At 60.9% G+C, this 19,251-nt stretch carries 19 protein-coding genes; 8 read left to right on the forward strand and 11 right to left on the reverse strand.

Features of this window, described 5'->3' with window-relative positions; translation table 11 throughout:
- Positions 1-33: 33 nt before the first annotated feature.
- Positions 34-1,023: a Gfo/Idh/MocA family protein gene (locus ACS92L_RS10910; protein WP_438764856.1), complete on the reverse strand. Its 990-nt coding sequence runs from the start codon at positions 1,021-1,023 to the stop codon at positions 34-36.
- Positions 1,013-2,146 (reverse strand): DegT/DnrJ/EryC1/StrS family aminotransferase, encoded by a 1,134-nt coding sequence (locus ACS92L_RS10915; RefSeq protein WP_438764858.1) that lies wholly within the window; start codon positions 2,144-2,146, stop codon positions 1,013-1,015. The genes ACS92L_RS10910 and ACS92L_RS10915 overlap by 11 nt, the downstream gene beginning before the upstream one ends.
- 370 nt (positions 2,147-2,516) lie before the next feature.
- On the opposite strand from ACS92L_RS10915, the gene ACS92L_RS10920 reads away from it, so the two are divergent.
- Entirely contained in the window at positions 2,517-3,371 is an 855-nt protein-coding gene (locus ACS92L_RS10920; protein WP_438764859.1) for an oxidoreductase, read from the forward strand.
- A 60-nt stretch (positions 3,372-3,431) separates the two neighbouring features.
- Here ACS92L_RS10920 and ACS92L_RS10925 read toward each other — a convergent pair whose 3' ends face one another.
- The 3 genes from ACS92L_RS10925 to ACS92L_RS10935 all read right to left on the reverse strand — a co-directional run bounded on the left by ACS92L_RS10925 (position 3,432) and on the right by ACS92L_RS10935 (position 5,342).
- Positions 3,432-3,839 (reverse strand): hypothetical protein, encoded by a 408-nt coding sequence (locus tag ACS92L_RS10925; RefSeq protein WP_438764861.1) that lies wholly within the window; start codon positions 3,837-3,839, stop codon positions 3,432-3,434.
- 116 nt (positions 3,840-3,955) lie between these two features.
- On the reverse strand, positions 3,956-4,153 hold the full coding sequence (locus tag ACS92L_RS10930; protein WP_438764863.1) for a CsbD family protein: 198 nt from the start codon (positions 4,151-4,153) through the stop codon (positions 3,956-3,958).
- 187 nt (positions 4,154-4,340) lie between these two features.
- Positions 4,341-5,342 (reverse strand): cation diffusion facilitator family transporter, encoded by a 1,002-nt coding sequence (locus ACS92L_RS10935; protein ID WP_438764865.1) that lies wholly within the window; start codon positions 5,340-5,342, stop codon positions 4,341-4,343.
- 203 nt (positions 5,343-5,545) lie between these two features.
- Between ACS92L_RS10935 and ACS92L_RS10940 the strand changes: the two genes are divergently transcribed.
- Positions 5,546-6,034 carry a phosphate-starvation-inducible protein PsiE gene (locus tag ACS92L_RS10940; protein ID WP_438764867.1) on the forward strand — a complete coding sequence of 163 codons (489 nt, stop codon included), beginning with the start codon at positions 5,546-5,548 and terminating at the stop codon, positions 6,032-6,034.
- Between the two features lie 88 nt (positions 6,035-6,122).
- Here the strand turns inward: ACS92L_RS10940 and ACS92L_RS10945 are convergent, their stop codons facing one another.
- Together ACS92L_RS10945 and ACS92L_RS10950 are read right to left on the reverse strand one after the other, a co-directional pair.
- The gene (locus tag ACS92L_RS10945; protein WP_438764869.1) at positions 6,123-7,052 is read right to left on the reverse strand and encodes a Brp/Blh family beta-carotene 15,15'-dioxygenase; all 930 of its coding nucleotides are present in this window, start codon (positions 7,050-7,052) and stop codon (positions 6,123-6,125) included.
- Positions 7,053-7,124: 72 nt separating this feature from the next.
- Positions 7,125-7,796 carry a bacteriorhodopsin gene (locus tag ACS92L_RS10950; RefSeq protein ID WP_438764871.1) on the reverse strand — a complete coding sequence of 224 codons (672 nt, stop codon included), beginning with the start codon at positions 7,794-7,796 and terminating at the stop codon, positions 7,125-7,127.
- 312 nt (positions 7,797-8,108) lie between these two features.
- On the opposite strand from ACS92L_RS10950, the gene ACS92L_RS10955 reads away from it, so the two are divergent.
- From ACS92L_RS10955 to ACS92L_RS10980, 6 genes are all read left to right on the forward strand, one after another.
- Positions 8,109-8,840, forward strand: a complete 732-nt coding sequence (locus tag ACS92L_RS10955; protein ID WP_438764873.1) for a hypothetical protein — start codon at positions 8,109-8,111, stop codon at positions 8,838-8,840.
- A gap of 430 nt (positions 8,841-9,270) precedes the next feature.
- Complete coding sequence (locus tag ACS92L_RS10960) at positions 9,271-10,095, forward strand: manganese catalase family protein (RefSeq protein ID WP_438764875.1); 825 nt, start codon at positions 9,271-9,273, stop codon at positions 10,093-10,095.
- 101 nt (positions 10,096-10,196) lie between these two features.
- The gene (locus ACS92L_RS10965; protein WP_438764877.1) at positions 10,197-10,709 is read left to right on the forward strand and encodes a ferritin-like domain-containing protein; all 513 of its coding nucleotides are present in this window, start codon (positions 10,197-10,199) and stop codon (positions 10,707-10,709) included.
- A 199-nt stretch (positions 10,710-10,908) separates the two neighbouring features.
- Positions 10,909-12,003 (forward strand): calcium/sodium antiporter, encoded by a 1,095-nt coding sequence (locus ACS92L_RS10970; protein WP_438764879.1) that lies wholly within the window; start codon positions 10,909-10,911, stop codon positions 12,001-12,003.
- Positions 12,004-12,700: 697 nt separating this feature from the next.
- Positions 12,701-13,438, forward strand: coding sequence for a Crp/Fnr family transcriptional regulator (locus ACS92L_RS10975; RefSeq protein ID WP_438764881.1), 738 nt, complete (start codon positions 12,701-12,703; stop codon positions 13,436-13,438).
- Positions 13,439-13,484: 46 nt separating this feature from the next.
- The gene (locus ACS92L_RS10980; protein ID WP_438764883.1) at positions 13,485-14,189 is read left to right on the forward strand and encodes a hypothetical protein; all 705 of its coding nucleotides are present in this window, start codon (positions 13,485-13,487) and stop codon (positions 14,187-14,189) included.
- 62 nt (positions 14,190-14,251) lie between these two features.
- Here the strand turns inward: ACS92L_RS10980 and purU are convergent, their stop codons facing one another.
- The 4 genes from purU to ACS92L_RS11000 form a co-directional block, all read right to left on the reverse strand.
- Positions 14,252-15,118 carry a formyltetrahydrofolate deformylase gene (gene purU / locus ACS92L_RS10985; protein WP_438764885.1) on the reverse strand — a complete coding sequence of 289 codons (867 nt, stop codon included), beginning with the start codon at positions 15,116-15,118 and terminating at the stop codon, positions 14,252-14,254.
- 69 nt (positions 15,119-15,187) lie between these two features.
- Positions 15,188-15,823 carry a sarcosine oxidase subunit gamma gene (locus ACS92L_RS10990; RefSeq protein ID WP_438764886.1) on the reverse strand — a complete coding sequence of 212 codons (636 nt, stop codon included), beginning with the start codon at positions 15,821-15,823 and terminating at the stop codon, positions 15,188-15,190.
- The gene (locus ACS92L_RS10995; protein ID WP_438764887.1) at positions 15,816-18,857 is read right to left on the reverse strand and encodes a sarcosine oxidase subunit alpha family protein; all 3,042 of its coding nucleotides are present in this window, start codon (positions 18,855-18,857) and stop codon (positions 15,816-15,818) included. The genes ACS92L_RS10990 and ACS92L_RS10995 overlap by 8 nt, the downstream gene beginning before the upstream one ends.
- A complete protein-coding gene (locus ACS92L_RS11000) occupies positions 18,854-19,243 on the reverse strand; it encodes a sarcosine oxidase subunit delta (RefSeq protein ID WP_438764888.1) in 390 nt (129 codons plus the stop codon). The genes ACS92L_RS10995 and ACS92L_RS11000 overlap by 4 nt, the downstream gene beginning before the upstream one ends.
- Positions 19,244-19,251 lie beyond the last annotated feature (8 nt).

Consider the following 19,251-nt stretch of genomic DNA (forward strand, 5'->3'; position numbering starts at 1 on the left):
TTTAGCACCCTCTCTACACAAACCGCTACGGCGTCAGTGCCGGCAAATGTGCCGGTGTGACGCCAGGCGCAGACGCTGCTCGATGAGCTGACAAAGGGTCAGCGTCTGCCAGCATTCATCGGCACTGGCCAGCCCGTGGTTGCGCCCGTCCATGACGCTGGCGACCATCGCGCGGGCCTGATGTGTCAGGGCATCCCCGGACGTGCTGAGCGGTGACATCGAAGGCCCGACCGCATCAGAGAGCTCCATGTCATGACAGCGATTGAGCAGATCCACGTGCACACGGCCCGACGCGCCGCGAGCGTCGATGGCGCGCAGACGGCTGTCCGGCAGCCGCCCGGCATGCAGAGTGATCGGGTAGCCGGCACTGCCCTGCACTCGCACCGTGACGTGATCGGCGCCGTCACCTGCGGTGCGGCCACGATCATCCAGTCCCCCTTCGACCTCCAGCAGGGCCTCGGGAGCAAGGCCCATGACGTGCTGCATGATGTCCAGATCATGAATCATCAGATCCGTCACCAGGGAGTCTCTCGACAGCCGGGCGCTGTCCGGATTCTGCCGCGTGAGGGTGACGTCTTCCCAGGTGTGGGCGCGCAGCACGTCGGCCGTGGCCACAAGCGCCGGATTGAAGCGCTCGACATGGGCACAGAAAAGGCCGGTGCCGCGCGAGCCGGCCAGCCGGCTCAGCGCCAGACACTCCTGTGGCCGAACGGTCATGGGCTTTTCGACCAGACAGGGCAGACCACAGTGGATGAGATCGCGCGCCACGCCGAAGTGTGTCTGCGTCGGGCCGGCCACCACGGCCATGTCGGCCCGACACGCCCGCGCAAGAAAGGCCTGATAATTCCGGGTATAGCGGCCCTGCAGCCGCGCCGGCAGGTCGCACTCATCCGCCGGCCGGGGGTCATGAATAACGCTGACCTCCACGCCTGCCAGGCCGTCAAAGGTGCGCACGTGTCGGGCGCCCATCCTGCCGGCGCCGGCCACGGCCACCTGAAGGGGACGCGACAGTCTAGCGGTCATGACCGGCCTCGCTCACGGCCTGACAGACCTGCTCAATATGATGGGCTTCAAGATAAGGGTGCATCGGCAGGCTGAAGGCGCCGGCGGCTACGCGATCGGTTCGGGGCAGACCGTCATGTAACACCGACCGATAGGCCGGATGGCGGTGCAGCGCCGGCGAATAGTAGCAGCGCGCCGGCACGCCCTGCTCGCGAAGGTGGGCCACGAAGGCGTCACGACGCGTGGCCAGATCACTATTGTCCTCTTCGGTATCGCCGGGCAGGCAGACCGTGTACTGCGCCCAGGCCGAGCGACAGCCTGTCGACAGCGTCGGTGTAACAAGCAATGCCCCAAGCCCCTTTTGATAGGCACAGGCGATACGCTCGCGACGCTCGAGCTCGTCATCGAAAATGGTGAGTCTGGCCAGCAGCACTGCCGCCTGCAGCGCATCAAGACGCGAGCACATGCCGATCTCGTCATGGCGGGTGTGATCGCTACTGATGCCGTGATTGCGCAGCGAGCGCAGCCGATCGGCCAGGGACGTATCGTGCACGAACAGGGCGCCACCATCGCCGTAGCAGCCCAGCGGCTTGGAGGGATAAAAGGAGGTGATCGTGATGTCGGCCAGCGACCCGACCGGACGGCCGTGATGATCACCGCCAAAACTCTGGGCGGCGTCGGCAACGAGATGAAGATCAAAACGCGCCGCGATGGCACCAAGGCGGTCGTAATCGGCCGGCCGACCAAACAGGTCCACGGCGATCACGGCTCGCACGCGGGCGCTGGTGTCCGCTGCCAGCCAGTGTTCAAGGCGTTCGGCGTCCAGATTGAAGGTGCGCGGGTCGATATCGATGAACACCGGCTCGGCGCCGATTCGAACGATGGCCTCGACCGTGGCGGCAAAGGTGTGGGCCGGACAGAGCACCCGATCACCGGCACCGATATTCAGCACCCGCAGTGCCAGCACCAGGGCATCGCTACCGCTGGCGCAGCTTACGCATTGGGCCACGCCGGCACGCTCGGCCAGCTGCGCCTCCAGCGCCTCGACCTTTGGCCCGTTGATAAAGGCAGCCGAGGACAGCACGCCTTCCATTTCAGACCTGATGCGGTGCTCGATGCGGCGGTATTGCGCGCTCAGATCCACGAAGGATGTGCCGGAGATATTAATGAGGCCCCCTTTTGTTATCGAGTTATTTAATGGCCGCCTTTTATATCGCATCGCGTCTTAAACAGGTTGAACGCATTGTCCTGTTTTTGTAGCGCAAAGCCGCCTTATTTTATTAATTTTTAATTGGAAACAGTTTTAAAACTTCATCCTGTTTAAAAAGGTTATCCAGACAGGGATACCGGCGGATTCGCCGTGGCGGCAATGCCCCTGTCAGAGGGTGAAACACTATCTCCGGCATTGTGATATTCGATAAGTTGCACGCCACGACTGTCCTATAGTGGCTGAATCGACAGTAAGAGCGGTCTGTTGAACGAGCCGGCCGTTTTCCGATCCAGGAGAGAGCGATATGAGTGCATCAAGAGATCCCGTCTGGCTGATTACCGGCTGCTCGACCGGCTTTGGCCGTGAACTGGCCCGTTTGGTGATCGATCGGGGCTGGAAGGCGGTCGTGACCGCCCGTGATCGGGCGCGCGTGGCTGACCTGGCCCGGGGCGCCGAGGAGCGCGTGCTGGCACTGGGGCTGGATGTCACCAAAAGCGAGCAGCTTCGTGAGGTGGTCAAAAGCGCCGAGCAGCACTTCGGTCGTATCGATGTGCTGGTCAACAACGCCGGCTACGGCTATCAGTCCTCCATCGAGGAGGCCGATGATGCCCAGGTGCGCGCCCAGTTTGATGCCAACGTCTTCGGCCTGTTCGAGATGACACGCCTGGTGCTGCCGGGCATGCGTGAGCGCCGACACGGCCACATCATCAACATCAGCTCCGTGGCAGGCTTCATCGGCTTTCCGGGCTCGGCCTACTACGCCGCGACCAAGCATGCCGTTGAAGGCTTTTCCACGGCGCTGGCCGCCGAGGTCGAGCCGCTGGGGCTGAAGGTAACCAGTGTCTCCCCCGGGCCCTTTCGCACCGACTGGGCCGGGCGCTCGCTGCAGCAGACCCCCACCGAGCTTGATGACTACCGTGACACGGTCGGTGCGCGCATGTCGGGGACTGCCGAAGGCAGCGGCCACCAGCCCGGTGACCCGGTACGTGCCGCCCGAGCAATGATCGACATTTTTGAACACCCAACCCCCCCGCAGCATCTGGTGCTCGGCGCCTGGGGGGTGGATCAGGTCAGTGCGCATCTGCGCGAGACGCTCGACGAGATCGAGCAGTGGCGACAGACCAGCGTCGACACCGACTACCCGGTCGATGAGAAGTGACACTGATCCGTCATTGATCAGCAGGAATAAAGGGGCGCCATCACGATGGCGCCTTTTGTGTCACGTCACGTTCTGCAACGAAGAGAGCCCGGTCATCTGCAGCGAAGGCGTTTCTCCGCGCGGCGGCGGCGCGTGATGCTCCTGCACCGGACCGGACTCCTGAATATCGATCTCGACATCGCTGAAGGCCGTGGTGAGCATCAAAAGCAACAGTCCCAGCAGATAGACCAGCGGGGACACCACAACGGAGGCTGCCATCGCCAGGATGCCGGCCACCGTGCGCCCGCGTGTCATGATCACGATGGCAAGGCAAAAGGCGACCAGATTGAGCGGCCAGCCGACCAGCAGCCCGGAGCCTGCCCGAGGCAGTAAAAAGGCCCCCCAGGCCACTGCCAGCACGACCCATACCAGCGTCACCGGCGCCGGCCGCGGGGCTTTTAACGTGTTCACGGTATTGATCTCACTCATTGAGTCACTCCCTGTCGCGCCATCCTTGATCCCGCGCTTTTTGTACCCATCAACGCATAAAGCCCGGCGACGGCCGGGCTTATCGATGGCGTCATGCAGTGTGACACACGCAGCGCTCAGGAGTTGCGCATGATGCGCTCGGCTTCGCGCCTGGCGTCTTCGTCGCTCAGGCCCTTTTGCTCCTTGAGCAGGCCGGCGATGCGCTGCACCTCACCTCGTTCATACGCCGAGAGGTCATTGGCGACGACGCCCCATTTCTCCTTGAGCTCTCCGGCGATCCTGTCCCATTTGGCACTCTGGGTACTTTCAGACACGGTAGATTATTTCCTTTCATGATGATGTCCATGCAGCCACATTCAGTCGCCGCACGGTTGATGGACCTTCAATGCGTTGCCTGACGCATCAAGGTGGCGCGCATTCAAAAACACACGCCTGACATCATCCATCACCTGGGTTATCCGGCGCGCCCGGCGCTGTACGCAGCACAGCGATGTGCACCACTCATGAAAGAAAAGCGTGGTCGTTATCGGTGTCGCGCTGTTCGATACAGTGCGCCTGACGCTCGATCTGGACCGTGACATGATCAATATCAAAGCGACGCTTGAGATAGTCCCTGATGACCAGAATGGCCCGGTCCTGATCCACCCCATCATGCGGTACGGCATGCAGGGTCACCATTGACCGTTCCGGGGTCAGGGACCAGACATGCACGTGATGGACACCCTGGATATCGGCCAGCGCGTGCGGGATATCATGTACCAGCTGCTCGCTGTCGATATGGGCCGGCGCCCCTTCAAGCAGAATATGTGCCGACTGCGCGGTAATCTTCCAGGCACTGCGGGCGATCAGCGCCGCCGCCAGCAGCGACAGCAGCGGGTCGATCGGCATCCAGCCGGTCACCATGATCACCACCGCTGCCGTAATGGCCGCCACCGAGCCCAGCAGATCGCCCAGCACGTGCAGCAGCGCGCCACGAATGTTGATATTGCCCCGATCGCCGCTGTGCAAAAGCCAGAACACCCCGATATTGACCACAAGCCCGACGATGGCCACACCCAGCATGCCGGTGCCGGCAATCTCGGGTGGCGCCCAGAGCCGGCGCACGGCTTCAAACAGGATCCAGGCAACGATGACGAGCAGCGCCAGACCGTTGACGAACGCCGCCAGCACCTGCACGCGCTGATAGCCATAGGTCTTGCGCGCGTTGGCCGGTCGGTGCGTCAGCCGGGCGGCCACCCAGGCCAGCGCCAGCGAGGCACTGTCGGTCAGCATATGGCCGGCGTCCGCCAGCAGCGCCAGCGACCCCGTCAGCACACCGCCGACCACTTCAAGGATCATGAAACCGCCGGTCAGCACCATGGCCCATAAAAGGCGCCGCTCGTTGTCCGTACCGTGATGGTGGTGGCCATGATCATGATGATGACCATGATGGTGGCCGTGATTGTCATCATGACCGTGCCTGTGGTGGTCATGATGATCGTGATGTGCTCGGTCCTGCGTCATGAGCTTTCCTCGTTACTTCTGCTGTTCGTCAGAAGATGATGACAACATCATCATGGTGTCAGGATGGCATACTCGTGTCCTCTGGAGGGCCGTATCGCGGCCCGAGGCCTGCGTACTCGGCCGTCATGACATTGTCTTCCCTTAAAACCTCTCTTTTTAAAGTCTCTTTTTTAGAGCTTCATACTTTTTTCAGGACATGCATCATGCCAACAAACACAAAAGGCCCGATGGGCGAGCGACTGCACCGGCAGGCCGACCGCCTGGGCAACCTTCTGGTCAGCACCTTTCACTTCATGGCGCTTTTTGCCATTGGCGGCGTCATTGCCTGGGCGGCCCTGGGCGCCTTTCTCGAGATGATTGCCGATGGTCAGGCAGGCATCGATGACGTGCTGCTGCTGTTTATCTATCTCGAGCTGGGGGCAATGGTCGGCATCTATTTCAAGACCAACCACATGCCGGTGCGTTTTCTGATCTATGTGGCCATCACGGCGCTGACGCGCATGATGATCGGCGACATTCAGCATCATCATCGCCCGGATATGGGCATCATCTATATTGCAGGTTCCATTTTGCTGCTGGCCCTGTCGATTCTGGTGGTCCGTTACGGCTCTCATCGGTTTCCTTCGGGTCATCAACGCAATGTTTCTCCGACCCAGTCCGGCGAGCGCGACGACCGGGTCGAAGAGCAGTAGGCGAAAAACAAGGAGCCGGGCCTGGAAAGGTCAGGGACTTGTCACAGCGACCGGACACCGCGCGTCAGCGGCGCGAGGGATTACGATATCAGCCGTGCACGGGACTGGTAGCTGCGGGCGCTGCGATGCGCTCGCCCAGCCATTCCACCAGCATGTGCGGCACCGTCAGACAGGCCAGCCCGATAAAGACCGTCTTGATCAGCGCCCCCGCCACATGGTCATGGCTCATCCAGAGATAGCCTGCCCCGGCCCCGATCCAGGTCAGCACCACAACCGGCGCGGCGACCCTGATCATCTGTCGACGATGGGTCAGACCGTACTCATGTCTGATGGCCGTGAGATGCAGCGGACTGTGAAAACAGCAGAAATAGCAGACAAAGTAGACCAGCGGATTGAGCACGAGCGCCCCCAGCAGCAAAAGACCGGTGGCCACCACAAACATGGCGCCGTCACGGCGGGCATTGATGAGCACCACACCCAGCGCCAGCGCCATCACCGGGCGCGCCGCCTCGATAAAGGGTGCGGGGTCGGATATGGCAAGCGTACGCACGATGTCGGCCACCTCGCCGGGGCGCCAGACAAACGGCAGCGCAATTACCAGCGCCCCCCAGCACAGGCGATGCATCAATGTCTGCCGGCCGCGCCAGTCGGTGCCAAAGTGCGCTGCCGACAGGGCCAGAAATACGATCAGCGCCCAGGCCGGCTGGTGATACCAGCACCACAGCAGCGTCATCGACATCAATGCATAGCCCAGCATGAAAAGCCCCAGGCAAAGGCGCGGATGGCGTACATCGGGCAGGTAGTGGCGGATCAGCCGGGCCCCGGTCAGATGATCGAAAGCGCCATGGGGCAGCCCCAGCAATGCCACGCCAGCGGTCAATAGCGTCAGCGACAAAACGCCGGTGGCGTCACCCTGCTGCGACAACAGGGCCAGCGAGATCGCGCCGCCCATCAGCCAGACAAGCCGTTCTCGAACGGTGTCGCCTCGTGCCGGGCGATCCCGGGGTATTGATGTCATGAGCTCATGCCCCCTGCTCCCGTGGACAGCACCACCGGCCGGACCTGCCACATGACAGGCCGGGCGGCAGTATCAGCGTGCCCGACGAGCCGCGCCGAGTGCGACCGCGCCGAAGCCGACCTTGGCCGTGACGTCCAGCACCAGATAGAGCCAGCTTTCAACGGTGACCGAAATCACGCTGATACCGGAGCTGCCCACCAGCCAGACAACGGGATAGCACACCCACAGCGCGGTCAGCATGCCGGCCAGCTTCGAATAGGCCGACATCTCCGTGCCCTGTTCGGCGCAACGACGCAGCGGCCCCCAGACAATGCCCAGTACGACCAGAAAGGCGGCCATGCTGATCAGCCACCAGTAGTAGTTGTAGGGTGCCGTGGAGAGATTGCCCACCAGACCGGTTACGATCATGTAGATGTCGGCCGCCACCAGCGCCGCCAGCAGCGTTGCGATGCGGTTGAGCGTGGTGCCGGCAAACAGGGCAAGACTGATCAGCAAAATGGGGGTCGTGATGACCCAGTCGGTATAGCGGGCGAAATAGACCGTTCGACCGTTGAAGAAGAGATCGCCCTGCCCCAGCGACATGGCGAAATAGTTGGCAAAGGCCACAAACACGATGGTCATGGCCGCCACGCCATGACGCTTTTGCGCCTCGGGCAGGCCGCGACTGATCACCCAGAACATGACGCCACCCAACAGCATCGCGATCCAGCCGATCGTAAAGGAAAGTTGCACACCAGATGACATACCGGACACTCCATTGTCTTTTGAAGGGATGTCATCGCCGGGGCCAGGGGCACATGCCAGGGCGCCGAAAGGTGTCCGGGCGGGCATATCTGAAACCAGGCTGAAGACATCATTCAGGTTAGATGAAGTTACCTATTGCATCCAATGTAAATTCATGGGTGATTTGAAAAGCATCCGCGGCGTTTGATTAATTCAAGCGGCACGGCGCCACCGAATCCGCCAGGCTTTGGGGGACTCTTTCGTGGCAGCCTGGATCACCGGCTCTGTTACCATGTCCCTGCGACACCCTTTATGCCTATCGGAGACAACGGCATGATCAGCCAGCTAAGCGACCTGTGGTCCTGGGTCACCGACAATGCAACCGTTGTCAGCGGACTGGCCAGTGTCGGCCACGTGCTGATCTGGGGCATCGCCATGCAGGTGGCCGTCAGCACGGCTCGTGCCCTGCGCCGCCCTTCCATCCTGATCAAGCACGGCAAGGCCCGCCGGGTCGAAGGCCCCTGTCTGGTCAGCAACATGGGACAGGGCGTCGTGTTTGTGGAATCCATCTTTGCGCGCCTTGAGACCGATCAGCGCACGCTGGTCTGTGACATTACCGAGCTGGCAGACGAGGACACCCGACAGCAGCAACCCTCCTCCGATGAATCAACCACCGACCAGGGCAGCACTGCCAAAGGCGGCGGTGAAGAGGAAGGCGAGCTGGTGACCCGCATGGGGCCCCTCAACTCGATGCAGTACATGGAGGCGAGTCGTTTTGATCGCATCATTGCCCATGCCGCACGGCAATACGGTCTGACGCTTGATAGCGACTACACCTTCAAGGACAGCGACGAGACGCTCAAGACCATCGAGATCAATCTGATCGTCATTCAGGCCACGGAAAAACGCCCGATCGGCGCCCGGCGGCGATTCAGTCTTGTTCGTGGCAATGACAACCAGCTGATGCTCGCTCCAAAGCGGGACAATACCCGCCTGCTGCGCTCCCGGCGTCAGCGTCGAGAGCTCGAACGCTGGCGGGAAAACATCGTCATCAAGGGCCTGTAACGACAGCAGACATCGTGTGCCCTTCTGTACTGCATCCCGGGGCGCTACTTCGCCCTGTTGCTCGACAGTGCCGATCAAAAAACCGACGCTTCTTTTTAATGGAAAAGCGTAAGGAATCGACCAGAAATCGCAGCGGGTAGTACAGCGTTTAAAAAGCGCCTTGTCGTTAATTAATACGGTTCAAAAAGACACATTTAATTATATTAAAACACCTTATAATTTTTGCTGTTTCCTGCCTTTCTGCCCACGCTCAGTACAGTCGCCCGCAAAATACCAGGGCCTTCATGGCATCCGAGAAGGTTGGCTCATGGGCTCTCAGGGTCCTGATCATCAGGTACTTTTACGGAGCTTTGCGAGGTGTTTTGTGAGCCCTCTTCGCGTCACTTTATTGAATTATTTGTGGTTTAAATATCCATGCAGGGAGGTATTCATGTTTCATCACTCTTCAAAGCTTCAGTATCCCGTTCGCGTCGACACGCCTGACCCGCAGTTTGCCATGCTGCTTCAGCAGGCGATCGGGGGCATCGAAGGGGAAATCCGTGTCGCCATGCAGTATTTCTTCCAGGCCATGGGCGCCCGGGGCGATGACCGCATTCGTGATCTTTTGATGTCCACGGCGACCGAGGAACTTTCCCATATCGAGATGCTGGGCCATGCCGTGGCGCTGAACCTGGAAGGCGCGCCCATCTCCTATCAGGAAGCGTCGGCGAAGGACCCGATCATCAACGCGATTCTGGGCGGTGCCAACCCGCGCCATCTGCTCTCATCGGGCCTGTCGGCAATGCCGGTCAACGCCAACGGCGTGCCCTTTGACATGAGCCATGTCTATGCCACCGGCAATATTGCTGCCGATATGCAGGCCAACGTGGCCGCCGAGGCCGGCGGCCGCGTGTTGGCCAGCCGGCTTTACAACTGGACCGAGGACAAGGGCATGAAGGACTTTCTGTCGTTTCTGATTGCCCGCGACACCTATCACCAGCAGCAGTGGCTGGCCGTGATCGAGGATCTGGGCGGTCTGCAGGCGAGCCTGCCGATCCCCAATAGTACGCCGGAAGAACACGAGGCCACCGAGCATTCGTACTATTTCCTCAACACGCTGCTCGACAAGGAAGCCCCTCAGGGGCGCTGGAGCGAAGGCCCTTCGCTGGACGGTCGCAGCAATTTCACCTTCAAGCAGCAGCCCGAACCGTTGGGGCAGGTGCCGAGTCTGGGCAAGGCCAGACCCGGTTCGGGCGCCCAGAAGGAACAGCTCTGACAGCGTTACCCCCGGCATGACCGCCTCGTGGCAGCCATGCCTTCACGCGTTGTGTCACGTTTTCTGTCGGCCAGCGCTGGCAGGGACAGGGAGATCGAAACATGGCAACGGATGCAAGAGCTCACTTTATGGACTGGCTGCGCGATGCGCATGCCATGGAGCAGCAGGCAGAAACCATGCTCACGGCACAGGCCAAACGCATTGAGCACTACCCCGAACTTCATGCCCGCATCGAACAGCATATCGAGGAGACCCGGGGCCAGGCCGCCCTTTTAGAGGAGTGCATCGAGCGGCTGGATGGCAGCACCTCCAGCTTCAAGGACATGGGCGGCAAGATGGCCGCCATGGCTCAGGGCATGGGGGGCATGTTCACCAGCGATGAAGTGGTCAAGGGCGGCTCGGCCAGCTACGCCTTCGAGCATTTCGAGATCGCCAACTATCGCGCACTGATGGGCGCGGCCGACTATCTGGGCGAGCCGGAGGTTCGGGCCTCCCTTGAACGTATTCTCAAGGAGGAAGAGGCCATGGCGAAATGGCTGGAAGAGCATCTTCCCACGATAACGACCACCTTTCTTGAGCGCTCTGAAAACGACGATACCACCGCCAAACGCTGATACCGTTCGTTCCACTCACCTGTTCAGGCCCGATACGCCAGCGATCGGGCCTTTTTGCGTCTGCCCGTGCCGGCAACCAATGAATCATTTTCCTCAATATCGATCTGCCATTGGCATTCCCGGTTATCCTCACCCATGATCGCAGCCAGAACGGTCGCATCCGTTTCAGACCATGACATCACCTGCCGGGAGCCCTTGTATGACGTTGATGACCCTTGTCTATCTTGTTGCCGGCCTGGTGCTTCTGGTGGGTGGGGCCGAGGTGCTGGTTCGCGGCGCCTCGAAGCTGGCCGCCCTGTTTGGTATTCCGCCGCTGGTGATCGGTCTGACGGTCGTGGCCTTTGGCACCAGCGCCCCTGAAACCGCCGTCAGCGTCCAGTCGGCGTTCAGCGGCAGCGGTGATCTGGCACTGGGCAACGTGGTGGGCAGCAATATTGCCAACGTCCTGCTGATTCTGGGGCTGACGGCGCTGGTCGCCCCGCTGATGGTCTCGCGCCAGCTCATTCGCCTGGATGTGCCGCTGATGATCGGCGCCGGCCTGCTGGTCTGGGCGCTGGGGGCCAATGGCGTTCTGAGCCGGCTCGATGGCGCACTGCTCTTTGCCTGCATTGTGGGCTATACGGTGTTCATGGTGATCAGCAGCATGCGCGAGAGCAAAAGACAAGCGCAGGCCGCCGCCGCGGAGCACCCCGAGGCCGAGCCTGCCCCATCGAGTAATCCGATGGCCTGGGTGATTCATCTGATCATGATTGTGGCCGGCCTGGTGCTGCTGGTGGCCGGCTCCCACTTTCTGGTGGAGGGCGCCACCTCGCTTGCCCGTGCGCTGGGGCTGTCGGATCTGGTCATCGGGCTGACCGTCGTGGCCGTTGGCACCTCTCTGCCAGAGCTTGCCACCTCGATCATGGCGGCCGCCCGGGGCGAGCGCGACATCGCCGTGGGCAACATCGTCGGCAGCTGTCTTTTCAACCTGCTGTGCGTGCTGGGTCTGGCCGCGCTGGTGGCCCCCAGCGGCATCCCGGTGCCGGATAACGCGCTGGTCTTTGACTTCCCCGTCATGATTGCCGTGTCGCTGGCCTGTCTGCCGATTTTCTTTACCGGCTACTGTATCGAGCGCTGGGAGGGGCTGCTGTTTTTCATCTATTACGTGGCCTACACCAGCTATCTGGTGCTCTATTCGACCCATCAGGACAGCGCCACGCTTTTGGGTGACGCCGTTTTGATGTATGCCCTGCCCCTGACCGCGGTTACGCTGGTGGTGCTGGGGGCCAGAGCCTGGCGGACGCAGCGAGTCTGAGATACCCCGGTTAGAGCAAGCCACGCCCGGTCAACATGACAGGGCGTGGCCGTTGCGCCGAAGGCACTGCCGAAGAAGTCACGCCTTTTCTCGACCGATTTTGATCACAAAACGACCATAACGTTATTACCTGTTCAAACAGATCCCGACAATGCCCTGAAGCCGGACTGTTGATCCTGAAACACATCGAATAATTCATCTACCAGCGCATGTTTTATCCCATACGCTCTGCCCAATGGCTCGATGTGCTGACGCCTTCTTTCTTCCCGATTCGTAAAGTACTGAAGTCCTTTTCCCATAAATCGACCATTGAAAACGACGCTGAAAAGCGCCGATCAACTGTCATATAAAAGCGCCTGCCCGGCCCTGTCGGCATCAATGCTTGCACAGTGTCAGATTGCTGATTTCAGAAATGCATTGTCTGAATGACTAAAAAAGAGCCCGGAACCGTCACGCCACCGTCCGACAACAACATGCGTTATTTATACGACACACAGGCGGCAGGTTATATTGTCTGCTGAAGTATTTCAGACACTGTTTGTCGTAAAAACGGGCTTCAAAGCGATAGTCATTACTGACAGCATCCCGGAAGGCACGACTGACGCAGAGCTCAGCCTCGGCACGCAGAGCGACCTGTTTCCAGCTCTGTCGCCGAGCCGGTCGAGCACTTTTGAGGGCACCAACGGGCAGGTGGCTCATGTTTTCATTTATCAACAAAATGAACGTCTACTCTTGCCTGACTCAGGAAGAAAAGGCGGCCATACAGGATTGTGTCGACAGCAAGTATCACGTTTGTCGGGGGCAGACGCTGGCAAGCCCGGGTGACACATCAGACACCATCAACATCGTCACCGAGGGGTGGGCCTGTCGCTTCAAGAGTGCCCATGACGGCATGGATCAGGTCATTGCCTTTCTTCTGCCCGGCGATCAGTGCGAAGACCTCTCCTGTGTTCAGTACCCGCTTGATCACGGCATCAGGGCACTGTCCGACATGCGCATTACCCGCCTGGATCGTCAGAAGTTTTTCTCGCGGCTGACGCCGGGCTCCGGCCTTGCCCACGGCCAGGCCTGGTCTTCGGTCGTGGACAGGGCCATCATGGGGGAGTGGCTTTTGAACATGACCCGCCGCCCGGCGGCCATGCGCCTGGCCCATCTGCTTTGTGAGCTCTTCACCCGCTGTGTCATCATTGGCCGGGTTGAGGGCAACAGCATGTACTTTCCGCTGACTCAGGTGGCCCTGAGCGAAGCCCTGGGGCTGTCGCCTGTGCACCTTAACCGCTCCCTGCAGCTTTTAAGACGCCGGAAGCTGATATCGCTGTATCGCAAAACGTTGACCATCATCGACTGGCACCAGCTGGTCGCATTTGCCGATTTCGATAATAGTTATCTTCACATCAACGAGAAGCTGCCGGTCAACCTTCAACTGGCCTCATGATGCGCGCAGGCTGAATGTCGCGCCCAACCCCCTAAAGAGTCTCTAAATGTTTTCCTCGCTGGATGATCTGTGGCAATGGACCACCGAAAACGCCTCCGTGTTCAGCGGTCTTTCCAGCGTGGGCATGCTGATCATCTGGGCCGCCTATCTGCAGCTTCTGCTGCACAACTTTCGCATGCAGCGCCGCTCGCAGATCATCATCAATCGGGGCAAGGGACGCGATATCAACTCGGTGTGTCTGCTCAGCAACATGAGCAAGCAAAGCGTCTTTATTGATCTGGTCATGATGCGCATCACGACGTCGCAGCGCCAGTGGCTCTGTAACGTCACCGACGTGGTGGATAATACCGGCCAGCCGGTCGCCATCGTTCGCCAGAATGAGGGCGTGGATGCCAGCCTTCAGGAATTTACGCGTCAAGGCCCCATGGTGTCGGGCGGCTATATGGAGGTCGGGACCTTTGGCAATATGGTGCGCCAGGCATGTTTTGAGCAAGGGCTCGAGCTTGACGAGCGATACGATATCGCCGGTGAGGAAGAACTGGCCTGCATCGAGGTCAGCCTGATCGCCATTTTTGGCTCAGAGAGCCATCAGGTCGGTGCCCGGCGCACGTTTCATATCGAAAAGGGTGAGGAGGGTCCCATCCTGCTGATCCCGGATGACGCCCGTACCGAGCAGTTCAGAAAGCGCCGCCAGCGCCGTACCCTGCAGCACTGGCGACAAGAACTCGATGATGTGCCCAACAATGAGTAAGTGATCAAACCTGTCTGACGCCGCCCGGCATGGCCCTGCCGGGCGGCGTTTTTGGTGCCCTGTCAGTGGCCGAGCACCACCGTTCGGCCCGAGTAGAGAAAGACGCGCCGCTCCAGGTGATAGCCGATCGCGCGTGACAGGGTCAGACACTCGATATCGCGCCCCTTGGCCACCAGATCTTCCGGGTAGTGGGCGTGGTCTACCGTCTCGACCCCCTGGGCAATGATGGGCCCTTCATCAAGGTCATTGTTGATGTAGTGCGCCGTGGCCCCCACCAGCTTCACGCCCTTTTCATAGGCCTGATGGTAGGGTTTGGCGCCCTTGAAACCGGGCAGCAGCGAGTGATGGATATTGATGGCGCGTCCGGCCAGCACATCACACATGGGCGCTGACAGCACCTGCATGTAGCGCGCCAGTATCACCAGTTCGGCCTCGCTTTGTTCGACGATGTCGAGGATCTGCTGCTCCTGCTGCTCGCGGGTTTCCGGCGTGACCGGCAGATGATACCAGGGCAGGCCGTGCCACTGGGCCAGCGGCTCCAGATCCGGATGGTTGGAGACGACGGCGCAGATCTCCATGGGCAGCTGACCGGTCCGGTAGCGATAGAGCAGATCGTTGAGGCAGTGATCGGCCTTTGAGACCATGATCACGACTTTCGTGCGCTTGTTGGGCGGGGTCAGCTCAAAGGACATGTCGAAATCGACCGCGCGCTCGCCAAATTCTTTTTCAAAGGCCTCGCTGCTGAAGTCGTTTTCCAGCGGGCGAAACTCGGCACGAATAAAAAAGCCTTCGTTGACGCGGTCATCGAAGGAGTTGAGGTCAGTGATGTAGCAGCGCTGCTCCTTGAGAAAGCGCGTGACGACATCCACGGTGCCCAGAAGGCTGGGGCACTGCGCCGCAAGAATCCAGGTATCGGCGGTTCGGGTCATGACGTCTCTCTTGTTGTTCCTTTAGCGCATAAAAAAGGCCGGAGGCGTGTGCCTCCGGCCCTTTGAGGCCTAGCGTACGACGCGAACGCCATACTCTTTCGAGGCATCAAGCAGCCAGCGATAGCAGTAGTCGGCAAAGCTTCGTCGAATGATCAGCTCCCAGCCGTTCTCTTCGGGCCGACGCAGGATAATGGTGGCCTTGGCAAACACCGTGGACACCCCCTTGCCGACCGGGAACGCCTGCGGATGCACATCGTAGGAAATGGACTTCATGAGCACCTCACGGGCCCGATTTCCCTTGAGCGACATGACGGTCTGACCGCCGCTGACGTTGACGATGCTGAAGTGGGACTGGCCCAGCGACTGGCGCAGCTTCTGCTCCAGCTCAAACTCCTCGCCACCGGGCACGATGACCAGCCACTCATCCGGGGAGAGCCACTGGATCGAGCGCTCGCCGCTGTCATCGCTGACCAGCGCGTGCGGTCTGGCCGGCAGGGCCAGGTCCATCACGTCGCGTACCGCCTCATCGATCACGATGGCGCCGCCGCGCAGGATCAAGTGCCCCATGAAGGGCTTCTCGCTCAGGGTCACGCCCGGGTTGGAGGCGTGCGGCAGCGATTTCTGCTCGTGCAGCGACCACTCCAGGGGTGACTCGGCCTGTGACGTGTCGGTCGGGCGACTCTGGAATTCCTTGACGTCAGACATTCTGGCGCTCTCCCTTGGGGTCGATAAAGACGGTGCTGACCACTTCGGCCTCGTGCACCTTGCCATCGGACATGGGCAGATAGACCGTCTGGCCCATGCGCTCGCGGCCTTCCTTGAGCACGGCCAGTGCAAAGCCGCTGTCGAGCACCGGACTGTAGTAGCTCGAGGTCACATGGCCCACCATGCTCATGGGGATGCCCTGATTGGGGTCGAGCACGATCTGGGCGCCCTCCTCCAGCACAACGCTTGCATCCTTCGGCTTAAGACCCACCAGCTGCTTGCGGTCGCCACGCATGGTGTCCGGGCGGCTCAGGGCACGCTTGCCGATCCAGTGGAACGGCTTGTCATAGCCGATGGCCCAGTGCATGCCAAGATCTTCAGGCGTTACCGAACCGTCGGTGTCCTGACCGACGATGATCAGCCCCTTCTCGGCGCGCAGCACGTGCATCGTTTCCGTGCCGTAGGGCGTCAGGTTGTACTTCTCACCGTGCTCGAACAGGGTTTTCCAGACCTGCATGGCATAGTTGGCCTGAACGTTGATCTCATAGGCCAGCTCACCGGTGAAGGAGATACGGAACACGCGCGCCGGCACACCGGCCACGTTGCCTTCCTTCCAGTCCATGAACTTGAACTTCTCACGATCAAGATCAATGTCGGTGACTTCCGACATCAGCTTGCGCGCGTCGGGCCCGGTCACGGTCATGGTGGCCCAGTGGTCGGTCACCGAGTTGAAATAGACCTGCAGCTCCGGCCATTCGGTCTGATGCCAGACTTCGAGCCACTCCAGTACGGCGGCCGCGCCACCGGTGGTGGTGGTCATCAGGAAATGGTTGTCCCCCAAACAGCTGGTGGTGCCATCGTCCATCAGCATGCCGTCGTCCTTGCACATCAGGCCGTAACGCACGCGGCCCGGCTCCAGCTTGGCCCACTTGTTGGTGTAGACGCGGCCCAGAAACTCACGGGCATCCGGTCCCTGAATGTCGATCTTGCCCAGCGTCGAGGCATCCAGAATCCCCACGCCTTCACGCACGGCCAGGCACTCGCGCGCCACGGCGTCATGCATGTTTTCCTTTTTGCCGTTGGCGTTGCGCGGGAAGTACCAGGGACGCTTCCACTGACCGACGTCCTCGAACTCGGCGCCGTTTTCGACGTGCCACTGATGCAGCGCGGTGTAGCGCTTGGGGTCGAACAGCTCGTCGCAGTGACGGCCCACGATGGCACCAAAGGTGATCGGTGTGTAGTTGGGACGAAAGACCGTGGTGCCCACTTCCGGAATCGAGCGACCCAGACAGCGTGCGGCAATGGCCATGCCGTTGATGTTGCCCAGCTTGCCCTGATCGGTACCAAAGCCCAGCGCGGTATAGCGCTTGACGTGTTCGATGGACTCGAACCCTTCACGGGTGGCCAGCTCGATGGCCGAGGCCGTGACATCGTTTTGCATGTCCACGAACTGCTTGGGCGCACGCGCGCCCTTTTTCTCGTGCGGCACCTGATAAAGCGCACAGGCCTGGCCGTCACGACGCGCCTTGATCGTTGGCAGCTTGAGCTCTTCGGCTTCATCAAGGCCGCTGTCGATGGCGGCCTGGCGACCGGCGCGAGCGCCGTCGCTCAGCGTCTCTTCCAGTCCATACCGGCCTGTCACACCGCCGGCGCTGATCATGCCCTTGACCTCGCCAGGCACAAAACCCAGCAGCTCTTCATTCCACTGCGGACGCGTGCCGGTATGCGACGACAGGTGCACCACGGGGCTGTAGCCGCCGGAGCTTGCGATGGTGTCGCACTCCAGATCTTCGATACGTCCGGTGACCACGAAATGATCCAGATCGATGGCCGAGACACGGGCGCCGCTGACACGCTGCGCGCCCTTCGCCTCAATGACGGCACTGCCGGTAATCACGCGAATGCCGCTGTCACGGGCCTGACGTACCAGATCACCATCCGGATTGGGGCGGGCATCAACGATCGCCACGACCTTGCGACCCGCTTCCTGCCAGTCCAGCGCGGCGCGATAGGCATGGTCGTTGCTGGTCGTGAGCACCAGCGTGTTGCCCGGCACGACCGCGTAGCGACGGATATAGGTCGATACGGCACCGGCCACCATGTTGCCGGGCAGGTCGTTGTTGGCATACACCACCGGGCGCTCATGCGTGCCGCTGGCCAGCACGACACGGGTGGCACGAATGCGATGCAGCCTTGCACGGGGCTGGCCCTGGAAACCGGCGTCACTGGCAGTGTCGGCCAGATGCTCGGTGCGACGCTCGTGCAGCGTGATGAAGTTGTGGTCGTGATAGCCGTTGGCGGTCGTACGCGGCAGCAGCGTCACGGTCTCCATGGACGCCAGCTCGTTGAGCGTCTGTTCGACCCAGGACACGGCAGCGTTGCCATCGAGCGTGTCGCGGCTGTCCAGCAGCGACCCGCCCATCTCTTCCTGTTCATCGCACAGCATGACGCGGGCGCCGCCACGGGCGGCACTCAGCGCGGCCGCCAGACCGGCCGGGCCGGCACCGATGACCAGCACGTCACAGTGATGGTGCATGTGGTCGTAGATGTCCGGGTCGGCCACGGTCGGCGCGCGACCCAGGCCGGCGCCCATGCGGATGTATTTTTCATAGGTCATCCACATCGAGGCCGGCGACATGAACGTCTTGTAGTAAAAGCCCGGCGGCATGAAATTGCCGCCCAGCTTGCCGACCCAGCTCATCACGTCACGCTGGACGTTGGGCCAGCCGTTGGTGCTGCGCGCCACCAGACCGTCGTAAAGGCCCTGCTGTGTGGCCCGCACGTTGGGTACCTGGGTCTCTTCCCGCGCGCCCAGCTGCACCACGGCATTGGGCTCTTCGGCTCCGGCCGCGACGACGCCGCGGGCACGAGCGTACTTGAAGCTGCGGTTGATGATATCCACGCCGTTGGCCAGCAGCGCCGAGGCCAGGGTGTCACCGGCGTAGCCCTGATAGCTCTGACCGTTGAAGGTGAACTCGAGACCGTGGGAGCGATCGATGCGCCCGCCTGACGAAAGTCGGTTGGTCTGGGTCATGACGAGGTCTCCTCGTTAAGCGCCTTGTTCTCGGGCCGGGCGCCGACGGTCTGCCAGCCACCGTCGGCTACCTGGGCGCCCTGCTCGTGACGAATGTCGGGACTGTCGGCCGTAATGGTCGGCTGCTCGCCCATCGGATAGGTCTCGAGGATTTCGTAGGTCACCGTGTTGCGGGTGATGTTGAAAAACTTGCGACAGCCGACCGAGTGCACCCACATCTCGTGGTGGATGCCACGCGGGTTGTCACGGAAGAACAGGTAGTCGCCCCACTCTTCGTCGGTCGTGTTGTCCGGGTCCTCGGGACGCATGAGGTGGGCCTCACCGCGGGGATGAAACTCCTCCTCCTCGCGATGCTCCTTGCAGTAGGGGCAAAAGATATAAAACATGTTGGGCT

The sequence above is a fragment of the Kushneria halocnemicola genome, assembly GCF_965650455.1.
Classification (GTDB): Bacteria; Pseudomonadota; Gammaproteobacteria; order Pseudomonadales; family Halomonadaceae; genus Kushneria.